The organism is Cobetia sp. 5-25-4-2 (genome assembly GCF_013374075.1).
GTDB lineage: Bacteria > Pseudomonadota > Gammaproteobacteria > Pseudomonadales > Halomonadaceae > Cobetia > Cobetia marina.
In genome coordinates this window covers 26,713-40,017 of sequence record NZ_BLWK01000001.1, presented here as the reverse complement: position 1 = coordinate 40,017, position 13,305 = coordinate 26,713, and the positions used below count along the sequence as shown (strand labels likewise).

Sequence of the window (13,305 nt, the reverse complement as noted above, 5' to 3'; positions counted from 1 at the left end):
GAGTGGAGACCTTCACGAATTACAGGAAACCGTGACGCTTCTTCTTGCGGCGCGGCAGGTGCGGCACGATCAGGCCGACCAGCAGTCCGGCACCGGCCACACCACCGCCATACATGAAGTAACGCATCAGCAGGTCCTGCTTCTGGGTGTCCAGCAGCGCCTGCATCTTGCGCATCTTGCTGCGGGCCTGCTCAAGCTCCGCGGACTGACTGTTGCTGGAGGCTTCCAGCTCCTCGATGCGCGCCTGACGCGTCTCGAGGCCAGCCTTCATGTCCGAGACCCGGGTTTCCCACTCGTCATTGATGCCATCGAGCCTGGCCGTAAGCTCCTTGACCTTGCTGCTGAGGGCCGGCACACGCGCATTGACGCTGCGCGTGTCCTGAAGGTCGGCGGAAGGCAGCCAGACCACGTCACCGCTGGCGGTGCGGATCTTGCTGTAGTCATTCTGGACGTCGAGCAGCTCGACCGGCTGCCCGGCCTCCACCGTGCCCACGATACGGTAACCATCGGTGGGGCCGCTGCGCACGAAGGTGGTGAGATTGTCAGAGACCCAACGCTCGCTCGCGGCATTGGCCAGCGGTGCAGACAGTCCCAGCATCAGGCTGCCGGTGACGCCAAGCCCAAGCAAGGCACGGCGCAATGAGCGCAGGCTCACGCTGCCGAGTGAACGAAGGGAAAAGGTGCTGAGAGTGAGTGATCGCATCATGTCGCGTTCTTCATGGGTGTCTGAGGGCGGTGGTCGCCGCTGACGAGCAGGCATCGGAATCGAGGCTTCCGAACGCATCTGCCGAACACCGTCGACCGCTTGTCGGCATGCCGTGGCATGCCTTGATCTGCCCATGCGCTGTCTGACAGGTTGCGTGACGCGAGGCTTCCTGCCTGACATCACTATACCGCTGGGACGTAGTAGATATTTCGCTGTCATCAGACATCCACACTTTCTGTGGATAAGTCTTGGGACAACGTGACGATGGAAGGTCCGCGCACGGCGAAATGCCTGCCTCGCCAACAAATCGTTTATTTTTTGACCAGCACCAGTGCCGCCACTGTCGGCATGAAAACCTCAATAAATCAAGCTATTGACAGCTGCCTGTTTGCCCTGCAACACGGGCTTGAGACGGATATCACACGCGGACGTCGCCAATCTGCCCGTGAGGATACCACAGCCACTCTCAGCCTGAAGCCATGCGTGCAAGCCTCTCGCCACTCCCGTCCCGCCCCCGACATTTCCATGAGAAACCCCAGAGCTTGCAGGGGCCGCCACGGTCTGAGGGCTGGCCGCATGCCCGTCAGACTCCTATACTATGCCGTCCTGATTTCGGCTCAGGCACGCAGTGAGCATCACGTCTCAAGGCTGCCACGCCCTCGATTCCCGCCAGGCTCAGGCCTCGGGGCTCATTCATCACAAGTCGCGCCCCTTCTCCTGACCACTTCTCAAGCCCTCCGCCACCCAAGGTGTCGAGAGCCGGGAGTGAACGAAGGTTCGGCGCGCAGCTCAGAGCGTTCACACAAGGCAATGGCGAAGAAACTCTTCATCAAGACCCACGGCTGCCAGATGAACGAGTATGACTCCGCGCGCATGGCGGATCTGCTCGGCGAATCGCACCAGATGGAAGTCACCAGCGACGAATCCGAGGCAGACGTCATCCTGCTCAACACCTGCTCCATCCGCGAGAAGGCGCAGGAGAAGGTGTTCCATCAGCTGGGACGCTGGAAGAAGCTCAAGGAGAAGAATCCGGACCTGGTGATCGGTGTCGGCGGCTGCGTGGCCAGTCAGGAAGGCGACAACCTGCGCAAGCGCGCGCCACATGTGGACATGGTCTTCGGCCCGCAGACCCTGCACCGCGTGCCGAAGATGCTCAATACGCGTCGCGAGAGCCTCAAGCAGATCTCCGTGGTCGACGTGACCTTCCCGGAGATCGAGAAGTTCGACAACCTGCCCGCGCCCAAGAGCGACGGCGCCAGCGCCTTCGTCTCGGTGATGGAAGGCTGCTCCAAGTACTGCACCTTCTGCGTGGTGCCCTACACCCGTGGTGAGGAAGTCTCCCGCCCCTTCGAGAAGGTGATGGATGAAGTCATCCATCTGGCCGACCAGGGTGTGCGCGAGATCAATCTGCTGGGCCAGAACGTCAATGCCTACGCCGGCCTCAACCTGCTGGGCGAGGAGATCGACCTGGCCGAGCTGATCAGCTGCGTGGCGCAGGTCGAGGGGATCGACCGCATCCGCTTCACCACCTCGCATCCGCTGGAGTTCAAGGACTCGCTGATCGAGGCCTTCGGCGAGATCCCCGAGCTGGTCAGCCACCTGCACCTGCCGGTGCAGTCAGGCTCCAACCGCATTCTGGCGGCGATGAAGCGTGGCCACGAGCGTGATCTCTACATCGACAAGCTCGAGCGCATCCGTGCGCTGCGTCCGGACATCAGCTTCTCTTCCGACTTCATCGTCGGCTTCCCGGGCGAGACGGATCAGGACTTCATGGACACCATGGACCTGATCGGCCAGATCGGCTTCGATCACTCCTTCAGCTTCATCTACTCGGCGCGCCCCGGCACCCCGGCGGCCAGCCTCGAGGATGATACGCCCGAGGAGGTGAAGAAGGAGCGCCTGATGATCCTGCAGGAGCGCATCAATCAGCAGGCGATGCAGATCGGGCGCAAGATGGTCGGCACCACCCAGCGCATTCTGGTCTCCGGGTTCTCGCCGCGCGATCCGGGCCTGCTGTCCGGGCGTACCGAGAACAATCGCGTGGTCAACTTCCGCGCCGCCAACCCGACCGAGCTGATCGGCTACCTGGTGGATGTCGAGATCACCGAGGCCTATCCCAATTCGCTGCGTGGCGAGCTCGCCTCTCCCTATCGCTATTGATCACTCGTCGCCCCAGGGATTGACGAGGCGCCATCAGCCCCCACTATCAAGCGGATAGCCACGTTGGCCGTACAGGACAATTGCCCTGTACGGCCATCGCGCATTAAGCTCTTCTCAACGACGTGGCAGCCGGGTTTCACTCAGGTGAATTCCTTGCCCACCGCGACTCACGCATTCACCTGCATCAGGACATTCGACGCCTTGAGCCACCAGCCCCAGCAAGCCAATCGCATTCTCAACATGACGCTCGAGCCGGCAGACCCACAGCGTCTGGCCAGCCTGACCGGTCAGCGCGACGAGCACCTCAAGCTGATCGAATCCCGACTCGGTGTCACCCTGCGCAACCGCGGCAACGACTTCCAGATCGCCGGTCCCTCGACTGCCGTCAAGGCCGCAGCCAACGTGCTGGAGCACCTCTATCGCGAGACCGGTGCCGGGGAAGTCGATGCCGAGACCGTCCATCTCTTCCTGCAGGAATCCGGTGTCGAGGCACTGGTGGAAGCCGCGGAAGACCAGGACGTCAGCTACGGCGACGTGGTGATTCGTACTCCCAAGGTGCTGGTCCGCCCGCGCGGCTTCAACCAGCAGGGTTACGTCACCGAGATGCGCAACCACGACATCAACTTCGGCATCGGCCCGGCCGGTACCGGCAAGACCTATCTGGCCGTCGCCGCTGCGGTGGAAGCGCTCAACAATCAGGAAGTGCGCCGTATCCTGCTGGTGCGCCCGGCGGTCGAGGCCGGCGAGAAGCTCGGCTTCCTGCCCGGCGATCTGGCCCAGAAGATCGACCCCTACCTGCGCCCGCTCTATGACGCCCTCTACGAGATGCTCGGCTTCGAGCACGTCAACAAGATGATCGAGCGCCAGATCATCGAGATCGCCCCGCTGGCCTACATGCGTGGCCGGACGCTCAACAATGCCTACATCATTCTCGATGAGTCCCAGAACACCACGCGCGAACAGATGAAGATGTTCCTGACGCGCATCGGTTTCGGCTCCACCGCCGTCATCACAGGGGATGTCTCGCAGGTCGACCTGCCGCGTGGTACCCAGTCGGGCCTTGCGCACGTGCTGGAAGTGCTCAAGGACACCCCGGGGATCAGCATTACCCGCTTCCTCGCCAAGGACGTGGTGCGTCACCCGCTGGTACAGCGCATCGTCGAGGCCTACGACAGCTTCGAGGCCGAGGAAGAGAAGCAGGAAGGCGAGCGTCGCGAGAAGCGCCAGGCCGAGCGCGAAGCGCGCATGGCGGCACTCAATGCCCAGGGCAGCACGCCGCCCTTCGAGAACAGCTCGTCCAGTGACAGGCCCTCCGGCAATGGGGGTGCTCAGTGAGCCAGGCACCTGCCGTGGTCGTGGACCTGCAACTCGCTGTCACCGAGAGCGAGATCGATGGCCAGCCGTTGCCGGCGAGCCATCAGCTCGAGGCCTGGGTGGCCGCGGCGCTGGCAGGGGCCATGGCCGATGACGCCCTGCAGAGTGACGGCGAGGCGGATGACACCCCCTACGAGCTGACCGTGCGCCTGGTGGAAGAGGAAGAAAGCCGCGGGCTCAACCGCGACTATCGCGGCAAGGACTCCTCCACCAATGTGCTGTCCTTCCCGCATGAGCCACTGGATCTCGACGACTTCGCCCTGCCAGCCGAACTGGCGGAGCGTTTCGCCGAGGAAGCTCCGGGATTCGATGACGGTGAAGACGCCGGCCTCGACGGCCAGCCTCAGGGCGACGCCGCTGACGACGATGTCATGCTGGAGTCAGGTGGCGTGGGGGATGCTGAGGCGCCGCAGACCCCGGAACTGATGACGGCTGAGGATGAGGCCGCGGATGAGGCGGACGACGCCTCGCGCTTTCTCGGCGACCTCGTCATCAGCGTACACGTCGTGGCGCGGGAAGCGGCCGCTCAGGGCAAGTCCCTCGAGGACCATTTTGCCCATATGCTCGTGCATGGCACCTTGCACTTGCTAGGTTATGACCATATCGAGGACGATGACGCCGAGCATATGGAAGCCCTCGAGCGTGACGTGCTGGCAGGGCTGGGCATTGCCGACCCCTACCGGGAAGAGAATCAATGATGCCGATGCCCTTTCGCATCGGCAGCACCCGCCGTCGGGTGATGCCTGGTTCGTCCAGGCGTCACCCGGCAGCCCCGATACCCCCACGACGATGGGGTATCGCCACCGAGGAAAAGAGAAACTAACGCATGAGCGAAGACCGATCGGGAAGCCATTCGAAATCCTGGCTCGATAAGCTGTTCGGCGCCTTCTCAAGCGACACCGACGAACCCAGCTCCCGCAGTGAGCTGCTTCAGTTCCTGACCGAGGTAGGCCCACGCCTCAATCTCGATCAGGACGCGATTGCCATCATCGAGGGCGCGCTGGAAATCAGTGACCAGCAAGTCCGCGAGGTGATGATCCCCCGCTCCCAGATGCAGGCCATCCAGGTCGATCAGCGTCCTGAGGAGTACCTGCCGCTGATCCTCGAATCGGCGCATTCCCGCTATCCCGTCATCGACGAGAACCTCGACGAGGTGCTCGGCATCCTGCTGGCCAAGGACCTGCTGCCGCTGATCCTGCAGAACGACAGCGAGCGCAAGCGCTTCGATCTACGCGAAGCCATCCGTCCGGCCATGTTCATCCCGGAGTCCAAGCGCCTCAACAGCCTGCTCAAGGAATTCCGCGAGACCCGCAATCACATGGCGGTGGTCATCGATGAATACGGCGGCACCGCGGGCCTGATCACCATCGAGGACATTCTCGAGCAGATCGTCGGCGACATCGAGGATGAGCACGACACCGATGAGGATGAGGATATCCGTGAGCTGGGCGACGGCCAGTTCGCCGTCAGCGCGCTGACCACCATCGAGGACTTCAACGAGCACTTCGCCACCGACTTCCCGGATGAAGAGTTCGATACCATCGGCGGTCTGATGATCCAGCGCTTCGGCCACATGCCACGTCGCCAGGAGTCGACCGACTTCGCCGGCTGGCGCTTTACCGTGCTCAATGCCGACAACCGTCGCATTCGCCAGGTGCAGGTCTGCCGCCTGGAAGATGCCACCGGTGATGCCCCGCCCTCCGCTGAGCATCGCGCGCACATCAGCGGTGAGTGACCCATGGCGCTGATGCCAGGCTGAATCGATAGAGGACAATGCCAGACATGCCCGACGGTGTGTCTGGCATTTTACAAGGAGAGCGGCATGTCCGAATCACCTCACCCGGCGGCCTTCAGGGGCACGTCGTCGTTGAGCAATGCGCTGGGCCACCTGCTGGCTCTGATCGCCGGTGTCTTGATCACCCTGAGTTTCGCCCCCTTCGAGCAATGGTGGCTGGGCCCGGTGGGTGCGGGGCTGCTCTACGGCGCCCTGCGCATGCCGAGCGGTGGCTTCCTGCGCGCCTGGTGGTATGGCGTCGGTCTGTTCGGCAGTGGCGCCAGCTGGGTCTATGTCTCGATCCATGACTACGGCTATACCGGCATGCCGCTGGCCGTGCTGCTGACGATGCTGTTCGTCGCCACCATGGCGCTGTTCCCGATGCTGTGGATGGGGCTGTGGCAACGCTTCTGCTCACGCCAGCTGGACGTGCTGTCGTTCGCTGCCGTCTTCGTCATCAGTGAGCTGTTTCGCACCTGGGCCTTCACCGGCTTCCCGTGGCTGCTGCTGGGCAACAGTGCGGTGGGGTCGCCGCTGGCCAATTGGGTGCCGATACTCGGGGTCTACGGCGTCTCGCTGATCATCGCGCTGTCCGGTGCGTTGCTGTGGAACCTGGCGCTCAGGCGGCGCTGGCTGACCCTCGTGCCATTGGTGGTGCTGTGGGGGACGGGTCTGCTGCTGCCGACCAGCTGGACGCATCCCGGCGGAGAGCCGGCACGCGTCGCGCTGCTGCAGGGCAACCTGCCGCAGCTGATCAAGTGGAGCGCCGAGGGCCAGCGACGCGCGGCCAATACCTATGCCGCGATGACCCGGGCCGTGCAGGACGATGCCGACCTGATCGTGTGGCCGGAAACCGCACTGCCGATGCTGCGCGATCAGGCCGAACCCTTCCTGGAACGCATCCAGGCGACGCTGCCTCCCAAGACCGGGCTGATCACCGGCATCGTCGAGCGCGACGCCGACAACCGCTTCTACAACAGCGTGATCCCCATCGATGACCCTTCGGCCCAGTACCGCAAGGAACATCTGGTGCCCTTCGGAGAATATGTGCCGCTGGAGAGCTGGTTGCGTGGCATCATCGGCTTCCTGGACCTGCCGATGTCGAGCATGCAATCAGGCGACAGTCAGCAGGAACCGCTGTTCGTGAGCGGGCTGCGTATCGGGGTCGCCATCTGCTACGAGATCGTCTATCCGGAGCTGGTTCGCCAGCGGGCGCTGAGCTCGACCGTGCTGCTGACCGTGTCCAATGACACCTGGTTCGGTCACTCCATCGGGCCACTCCAGCACCTGCAGATGGCACAGATTCGCGCACTGGAAAACGGACGTTTCCTGCTGCGCGCGACCAGCAACGGGGTGACGGCGATCATCTCGCCACAGGGGGAGATCATTGCCCGCGCCCCGCAGTTCGAGGAGGCGACCGTCACCGGCGACATCCGCCTGCAGCTGGGCATGACGCCCTGGATGCGCTTCGGACTGCTGCCGATATGGATTCTGGTGGGCCTGCTGCTGGCACCGAGCCTGATGCTAGGCATCGGTGAACGTCTGGCGGCACGCCGTGGCATGAAGGCGTCCAGCTGATACGCTGCTCCCCCTATCCGCTGCCGGGAGATGCCCGGCAGCGCCTCTGAACAAGCGAGACCATCATGGGCTTCACCGAGTTTCTCGGCATCATCAAGGACCTGATACTGCCACCCGGCGGCCCGCTGCTGCTGCTGATCCTGACCATGCTGATCCTCAAGCGCTGGCCGACTCTGGCGCGGGCGTTGATGGCACTGGCCATTCTTGGCATGTGGCTCCTGGCGTCACCGGTCGTCTCCACACGCCTGATGGCCGGGCTTGAGCGCATTCAGCCCAGTGCACCGGCGGAATGGATTCAGGCTCAGGCGGTGGTCGTGCTGTCCGGTGGCCGTTACTACAATGCGCCGGAGCTGCAGGGACGGGACCGGATCAACGGCGAGACGCTCAGCCGGCTGGACGAAGGCGTGCGGGTCGCGCGCAATGCCGAGCTGCCGATCCTGCTGACCGGCGGCAAGGTCTCCTCATCGGACGATGGCACCCTGGCGGAACTGATGCAGCGCTCGCTGATCGATGAATTCGATTACCCGGCGCGCTGGCTTGAGAACCGCAGCGAGAATACCCAGCAGAATGCGCGCTACACTCGCGAGATGCTCAAGGAAGACGACATCAACAAGATCGTGCTGGTCACCAGTGCCTGGCACATGCCGCGCGCGATGCGCAACTTCCAGAATCAGGGCTTCCGCACCATCATTCCGGCCCCGGTGGGATACACCACCGTCTCCGGGCTGGGAATCGATGCCTGGATTCCCAACAGCTCCGCGCTGACCCAGTCACGCTGGGCACTGCACGAGTGGATCGGCTGGCTGGTGGGTCGCTAGACGCATCGAGGCCACCGACCAGAGACACGACAGGCTGCCCATGGGCAGCCTGTCGTGTCTCTGGTCATCAATGCCACCCTGCCGCGCTCACGCTCTCAGGTGACCTCCTGCATCCAGCTGGCCTGCCTGAGCCAGGGCCCCAGCTGGCGACGCTGGAAAGCCGGGTCCCGCGTCCATTCATCGCATCCGACATGGGCATTGCCCGCGGGAAGCTCACCCAGCACATCATCGGGAAACGCCAGGCTGGCGCGCGAGTTCACCTTCAGCGAATAACAGCGGTCATGGCTCATGAGGCTGGTACGCAGATAGCGCCAGACGCGCTCCTTGAGAAACCATTGATCGATGTTCGGGGTTTCCACCTGCCGGGGACTCCAGTCCGCCAGCATCCCCTCCATCGAGGGCAGCACCCCGGCGACACCTCCCCAGAGTCCCGCCAGCACGAGATCGGTATGCGTCCACCAATCGCGCATCACATGGAAGAAGCGCCCGGAAGTCAGCCACATCTGCACGGCTCGTACCTCGCGAAGACTGATGACACTGTCGCAGTCCCGCACCAGGAAATAGCCAACGCCGGGATCATCCGCGACCGCAAATCGCCAGCACAGCCGCTGTCTGAGTGAGTCGGTCTTCGGACGTTCCACCAGCTCGGCGTCCAGCTGCCGGGCGATGTCCAGAAAATCCTCTGGCACACTGTCGTCGTGATACAGCCGCACCTGCCAGCCCGGGTAGAGCACCGGTGCCAGCAACAGGTTATGCAACATGCCATTCAGATAACGCGGCCCCTGGCCCCAGAGACCATAGGACAGCACTCGCCGCTTGCCGGCTGCCACCGCCGATGGGGCTCTGGAGGGCAATGCCCAGTCCTTGGCAAGCGGCTGGTCTCCGTACGCGACATCCTTGAGCTCCAATGCGCGACTGCCGAAGCCACGTGCCTGAGCATGGCGCCCCAGGCGTGCACAGCAGGAGGCCAACGCATCGAACAGTACCGGATTGCGGCTTCCTCCATCGACCAGCCTCTGCCCAGCGGCGATGGCCCCTGACGCATCACCCGCCCGCGACAGGCATACCACCCGATTGAGGGCGATTTCTTCATCCTCGGGGCATTCATCACAACCCTGGCCGAGTATCTGACCGGCAGCGCGATAATCCCCCAGCAGGAACAGGTAGTAGGACACCTGCTTGAAGAGGCCCGCGGCACGCGGGCGAGCCTGTTGATTGAAATGCGCGATCATGCACTGGACGGCTCGGGCGCGATGCCCTGCCGTCCACTCCTGATGCGCTGGCAGGAACCAGTCGTGCGGTGTCGCCATCAGTCCCGGGGGTCCGCATCGGTTGATGGCGCGGGTTGCGGCGCCCCGCGTGCGAAGAAACGGTGCCCACAGGCATGGCAGGGCTCCAGTACGCTGGGGCGCGTCAAGGTCGTGATGGCCTCGCAATGCACGCAGTGCAGCAGCCCCGGCGCGATGACTTCTCCACTGGTGTAGTCGGCGCGAGCGGCCTCGAGGTCTTCCTCGAAGTGCGCGCGGTCCACCACGGTGCGATCCGCGATGGACATCAGCGCGGAACTGACGCTGCGCGACAGCACGTCGAGATCAATCCCCAGCCAGCTGGCGACCCCTTCGCCACCGGCCGCCAGGTGGCGACGGAATTCCTGCATGTCCCGCTCGACCCAGGCACGCAGCAGCGCCAGCTCGTCACGGGTGAACTCCTCGACCTCGGCCTCGAACTTCACCGCTTCATCCAGCTCGGCCTTGAGCCCTTCCCAGGACAACTCGCCGCTGCTGTCTTCCAGACGCGTCAGGATTCGCCCATAGGCATCGCCGAGACGTCCTTCCCCTTCGCCCTGCGGCTGGCGGGAGGGCATCGGGGTATCTTCAAAGCCGCTGTCATGCGAGGACGTGGTGGCACTGGCGGGATCGTGCGGATCACGGGGTTCACGTGGTTGGCTCATGGACTCTCCTTGTATCATCAGCGTCTCCCGGTCTGCGGGAGGCATGGGGCGCTCTCTCAAGCATGGTGGTGTTGGCGTTGCTTCACAAGCCACACCCACTCGTGGCCGCCTGCAGGACGTGACGCAGGTCAGGATATCGCGTCACCCTGTCAAGACCGGTCTCACGGCGGACCATGGCAGTCGCCTCCCCTACCTGAGGCCTGGCGTCTGGGGTAGACTTGACCCCATCGCTGACAGTGGCGGCCTTGCCAAGCGGACCGCCCATCTCTTCACGCCCTGCCTGCCCGCTTGGACAGGTACAGGCCAACGCCAAGGTAGCAACGGACCCGATGGACTCACAGGATACGTCTCAACAGTACGCTCCCGACCAGATCGAACAGGCTGCCCAGCAGTACTGGGAGAAAAATCAGTGCTTCAAGGCGGTGGAAGATGCCAACCGCGAGAAGTTCTACTGCCTGTCGATGTTCCCCTACCCCAGCGGCAAGCTGCACATGGGGCACGTGCGTAACTACACCATCGGTGACGTGATCTCGCGCTTCCAGCGCATGCAGGGCAAGAACGTGATGCAGCCGATGGGCTGGGATGCCTTCGGCCTGCCGGCGGAAAATGCCGCGATGAAGAACAACGTCGCGCCGGGCAAGTGGACCCACGAGAACATCGCCTACATGCGCGATCAGCTCAAGGCGCTGGGCTTCGCCTACGACTGGAGCCGTGAGTTCGCGACCTGTGACCTGGAATACTACCGCTGGGAACAATGGTTCTTCGCCAAGCTGGTCGAGAAGGGAGTCGTCTACAAGAAGAGCTCCATCGTCAACTGGGACCCGGCGGACCAGACCGTGCTCGCCAATGAGCAGGTCATCGACGGCCGTGGCTGGCGCTCCGGCGCGCTGATCGAGCGCAAGGAAATCCCGCAGTGGTTCCTGCGCATCACCGACTATGCCGAAGAGCTGCTGGCCGACCTCGACAAGGTCGAGTGGCCGGAACAGGTCAAGACCATGCAGCGCAACTGGATCGGCAAGTCGCGCGGTGTCGAGCTGAGCTTCGGCCTCGATGCCGAGGCAAGCCAGGTGCAGGAATCCCTGACCGTCTTCACCACGCGTCCGGACACCCTGATGGGCGTGACCTACGTCGGTGTCGCCGCCGCTCACCCGCTGGCCAAGGCCGCGGCGGAGCACAATGCCAAGCTTGCCGAGTTCAACGCCGAATGCGCGCGTGGCGGCACCAGCGAAGCCGACATGGCGACCATGGAAAAACGCGGCATGGATACGGGCTTCAAGGCCATCCATCCGCTGACGGGCCGTGAAGTGCCGGTCTACGTCGCCAACTTCGTGCTGATGGAATACGGCACCGGTGCCGTGATGGCCGTGCCGGCCCACGACGAGCGCGACCACGAATTCGCCACCAAGTACGGCCTGCCCATCGAAGCCGTGATCGCCGATGCCGACGGCAACGCGCCTGACGTCAGCGAGGCTGCCTTCACCGAGCACGGCGTGCTGATCAACTCCGGCGACTTCAATGGGCTCGACTTCGAGAGCGCCTTCGATGCCATCGCCGCACGTCTGGTCGAGCAGGGCCGTGGTGAGGTCAAGACCAACTTCCGCCTGCGCGACTGGGGCGTCTCGCGTCAGCGCTACTGGGGCGCGCCGATTCCGGTCAAGAATGGTCCGAATGGCGAATCCATCCCGCTGACCGACGACGAGCTGCCGGTCGAGCTGCCACTGGAAGTCGAATTCGACGCCTCCGGCGGTTCGCCGATCAAGAAGATGCCGTCCTTCAGTGACCTGGGCGATGGCTGGCAGCGCGAGACCGACACCTTCGACACCTTCATGGAGTCCTCCTGGTACTACGCGCGCTTCTGCTGCGCGGACAATGCCGAGGCCATGCTGGACGAGCGCGCCAACTACTGGCTGCCGGTCGACTACTACATCGGCGGCATCGAGCACGCCATCCTGCACCTGCTCTACTCGCGCTTCTTCCACAAGCTGATGCGGGACTTCGGCCTGGTCGACAGCGATGAGCCGTTCAAGCAGCTGCTGACCCAGGGCATGGTGGTCGCGGATACCTACTACCGCATCAACGAGAAAGGCGGCCGCGACTGGTTCAACCCGCTGGACGTGGACGTCGAGACCGACGACAAGGGCCGTGCCATCAAGGCCGTGCTGAAGTCCGATGGCCTGCCGGTGGAGATCGGTGGCACCGAGAAGATGTCCAAGTCCAAGAACAACGGCGTGGACCCGCAGTCGATGATCGACCGCTTCGGCGCCGACACCGTGCGTCTGTTCATGATGTTTGCCGCACCGCCCGAGCAGTCGCTGGAGTGGTCCGATTCCGGTGTCGAGGGCGCGCATCGCTTCGTCAAGCGCGTCTGGCGTCTGGTTCACGAGCACGTCGCTGCCGGCACCCCGGCCGCGTTGGACGTGGCAGGCCTGAACGATGACCAGAAGGCACTGCGTCGCAAGACGCACGAGACCATCGCCAAGTGCAGCGATGACATCGGTCGCCGTACCACCTTCAACACCGCCATCGCGGCCGTGATGGAGCTGGTCAACGCCATCAGCCGCTTCGAGGACGCCTCCGAGCAGGGCCTGGCCGTCAGCCGTGAAGCCGTCGAGGCCTGCGTGCTGTTGCTGTCACCGATCATCCCGCATGCCAGCCACTCGCTGTGGGCGACACTGGGCCACGAGGAAGCCGTGATCGACGCCAGCTGGCCGGTCGCGGACAGGGATGCGATGAAGAAGGACAGCATCGAGCTGGTCGTGCAGGTCAACGGCAAGCTGCGGGCGCGTCTGTCCTTCGCCGCCGATGCCGACCGTGATGCCATCGAGGCTGCTGCCCTGGCAGATGCCAACGTCACCAAGCACACCGATGGCAAGACGGTGCGCAAGGTCATCGTGGTACCGGGCAAGCTGGTCAACATCGTCGCCAACTGAGGCGATACCGGGGC

At 63.7% G+C, this 13,305-nt stretch carries 10 protein-coding genes; 7 read left to right on the top strand and 3 right to left on the bottom strand.

From position 1 onward, the window contains the following. Positions 1-19: 19 nt before the first annotated feature. Positions 20-706 (bottom strand): TIGR04211 family SH3 domain-containing protein, encoded by a 687-nt coding sequence (locus tag HXS65_RS00175; RefSeq protein ID WP_307722825.1) that lies wholly within the window; start codon positions 704-706, stop codon positions 20-22. Positions 707-1,516: 810 nt separating this feature from the next. On the opposite strand from HXS65_RS00175, the gene miaB reads away from it, so the two are divergent. From miaB to HXS65_RS00145, 6 genes are all read left to right on the top strand, one after another. Then, positions 1,517-2,866: a tRNA (N6-isopentenyl adenosine(37)-C2)-methylthiotransferase MiaB gene (gene miaB, locus HXS65_RS00170; RefSeq protein ID WP_077373068.1), complete on the top strand. Its 1,350-nt coding sequence runs from the start codon at positions 1,517-1,519 to the stop codon at positions 2,864-2,866. Positions 2,867-3,067: 201 nt separating this feature from the next. Further along, complete coding sequence (locus HXS65_RS00165; protein ID WP_375782198.1) at positions 3,068-4,201, top strand: PhoH family protein; 1,134 nt, start codon at positions 3,068-3,070, stop codon at positions 4,199-4,201. A 122-nt stretch (positions 4,202-4,323) separates the two neighbouring features. Further along, positions 4,324-4,938: an rRNA maturation RNase YbeY gene (gene ybeY, locus HXS65_RS00160; protein WP_176493268.1), complete on the top strand. Its 615-nt coding sequence runs from the start codon at positions 4,324-4,326 to the stop codon at positions 4,936-4,938. A gap of 128 nt (positions 4,939-5,066) precedes the next feature. Further along, positions 5,067-5,975 (top strand): HlyC/CorC family transporter, encoded by a 909-nt coding sequence (locus HXS65_RS00155; RefSeq protein ID WP_077371396.1) that lies wholly within the window; start codon positions 5,067-5,069, stop codon positions 5,973-5,975. 87 nt (positions 5,976-6,062) lie between these two features. Beyond that, complete coding sequence (lnt, locus tag HXS65_RS00150; RefSeq protein WP_176492857.1) at positions 6,063-7,592, top strand: apolipoprotein N-acyltransferase; 1,530 nt, start codon at positions 6,063-6,065, stop codon at positions 7,590-7,592. 65 nt (positions 7,593-7,657) lie between these two features. Next, positions 7,658-8,410, top strand: coding sequence for a YdcF family protein (locus tag HXS65_RS00145; RefSeq protein ID WP_077371390.1), 753 nt, complete (start codon positions 7,658-7,660; stop codon positions 8,408-8,410). A gap of 95 nt (positions 8,411-8,505) precedes the next feature. Here HXS65_RS00145 and HXS65_RS00140 read toward each other — a convergent pair whose 3' ends face one another. Further along, positions 8,506-9,720, bottom strand: coding sequence for a M48 family metallopeptidase (locus tag HXS65_RS00140; protein WP_176492856.1), 1,215 nt, complete (start codon positions 9,718-9,720; stop codon positions 8,506-8,508). Beyond that, positions 9,720-10,361 (bottom strand): zinc ribbon-containing protein, encoded by a 642-nt coding sequence (locus HXS65_RS00135; protein WP_308477992.1) that lies wholly within the window; start codon positions 10,359-10,361, stop codon positions 9,720-9,722. The genes HXS65_RS00140 and HXS65_RS00135 overlap by 1 nt, the downstream gene beginning before the upstream one ends. A gap of 329 nt (positions 10,362-10,690) precedes the next feature. Here HXS65_RS00135 and leuS point away from each other — a divergent pair, with 329 nt between their 5' ends. After that, positions 10,691-13,291, top strand: coding sequence for a leucine--tRNA ligase (leuS, locus tag HXS65_RS00130; RefSeq protein ID WP_176492855.1), 2,601 nt, complete (start codon positions 10,691-10,693; stop codon positions 13,289-13,291). Positions 13,292-13,305 lie beyond the last annotated feature (14 nt).

What these genes read in the sequence shown, in the direction of transcription:
- HXS65_RS00175 (WP_307722825.1), bottom strand. Translation starts at nt 706, where the DNA reads ATGATGCGATCACTCACTCTCAGCACCTTTTCCCTTCGTTCACTCGGC.
- miaB (WP_077373068.1), top strand. Translation starts at nt 1,517, where the DNA reads ATGGCGAAGAAACTCTTCATCAAGACCCACGGCTGCCAGATGAACGAG.
- ybeY (WP_176493268.1), top strand. Translation starts at nt 4,324, where the DNA reads ATGGCCGATGACGCCCTGCAGAGTGACGGCGAGGCGGATGACACCCCC.
- HXS65_RS00155 (WP_077371396.1), top strand. Translation starts at nt 5,067, where the DNA reads ATGAGCGAAGACCGATCGGGAAGCCATTCGAAATCCTGGCTCGATAAG.
- lnt (WP_176492857.1), top strand. Translation starts at nt 6,063, where the DNA reads ATGTCCGAATCACCTCACCCGGCGGCCTTCAGGGGCACGTCGTCGTTG.
- HXS65_RS00145 (WP_077371390.1), top strand. Translation starts at nt 7,658, where the DNA reads ATGGGCTTCACCGAGTTTCTCGGCATCATCAAGGACCTGATACTGCCA.
- HXS65_RS00140 (WP_176492856.1), bottom strand. Translation starts at nt 9,720, where the DNA reads ATGGCGACACCGCACGACTGGTTCCTGCCAGCGCATCAGGAGTGGACG.
- HXS65_RS00135 (WP_308477992.1), bottom strand. Translation starts at nt 10,361, where the DNA reads ATGAGCCAACCACGTGAACCCCGTGATCCGCACGATCCCGCCAGTGCC.
- leuS (WP_176492855.1), top strand. Translation starts at nt 10,691, where the DNA reads ATGGACTCACAGGATACGTCTCAACAGTACGCTCCCGACCAGATCGAA.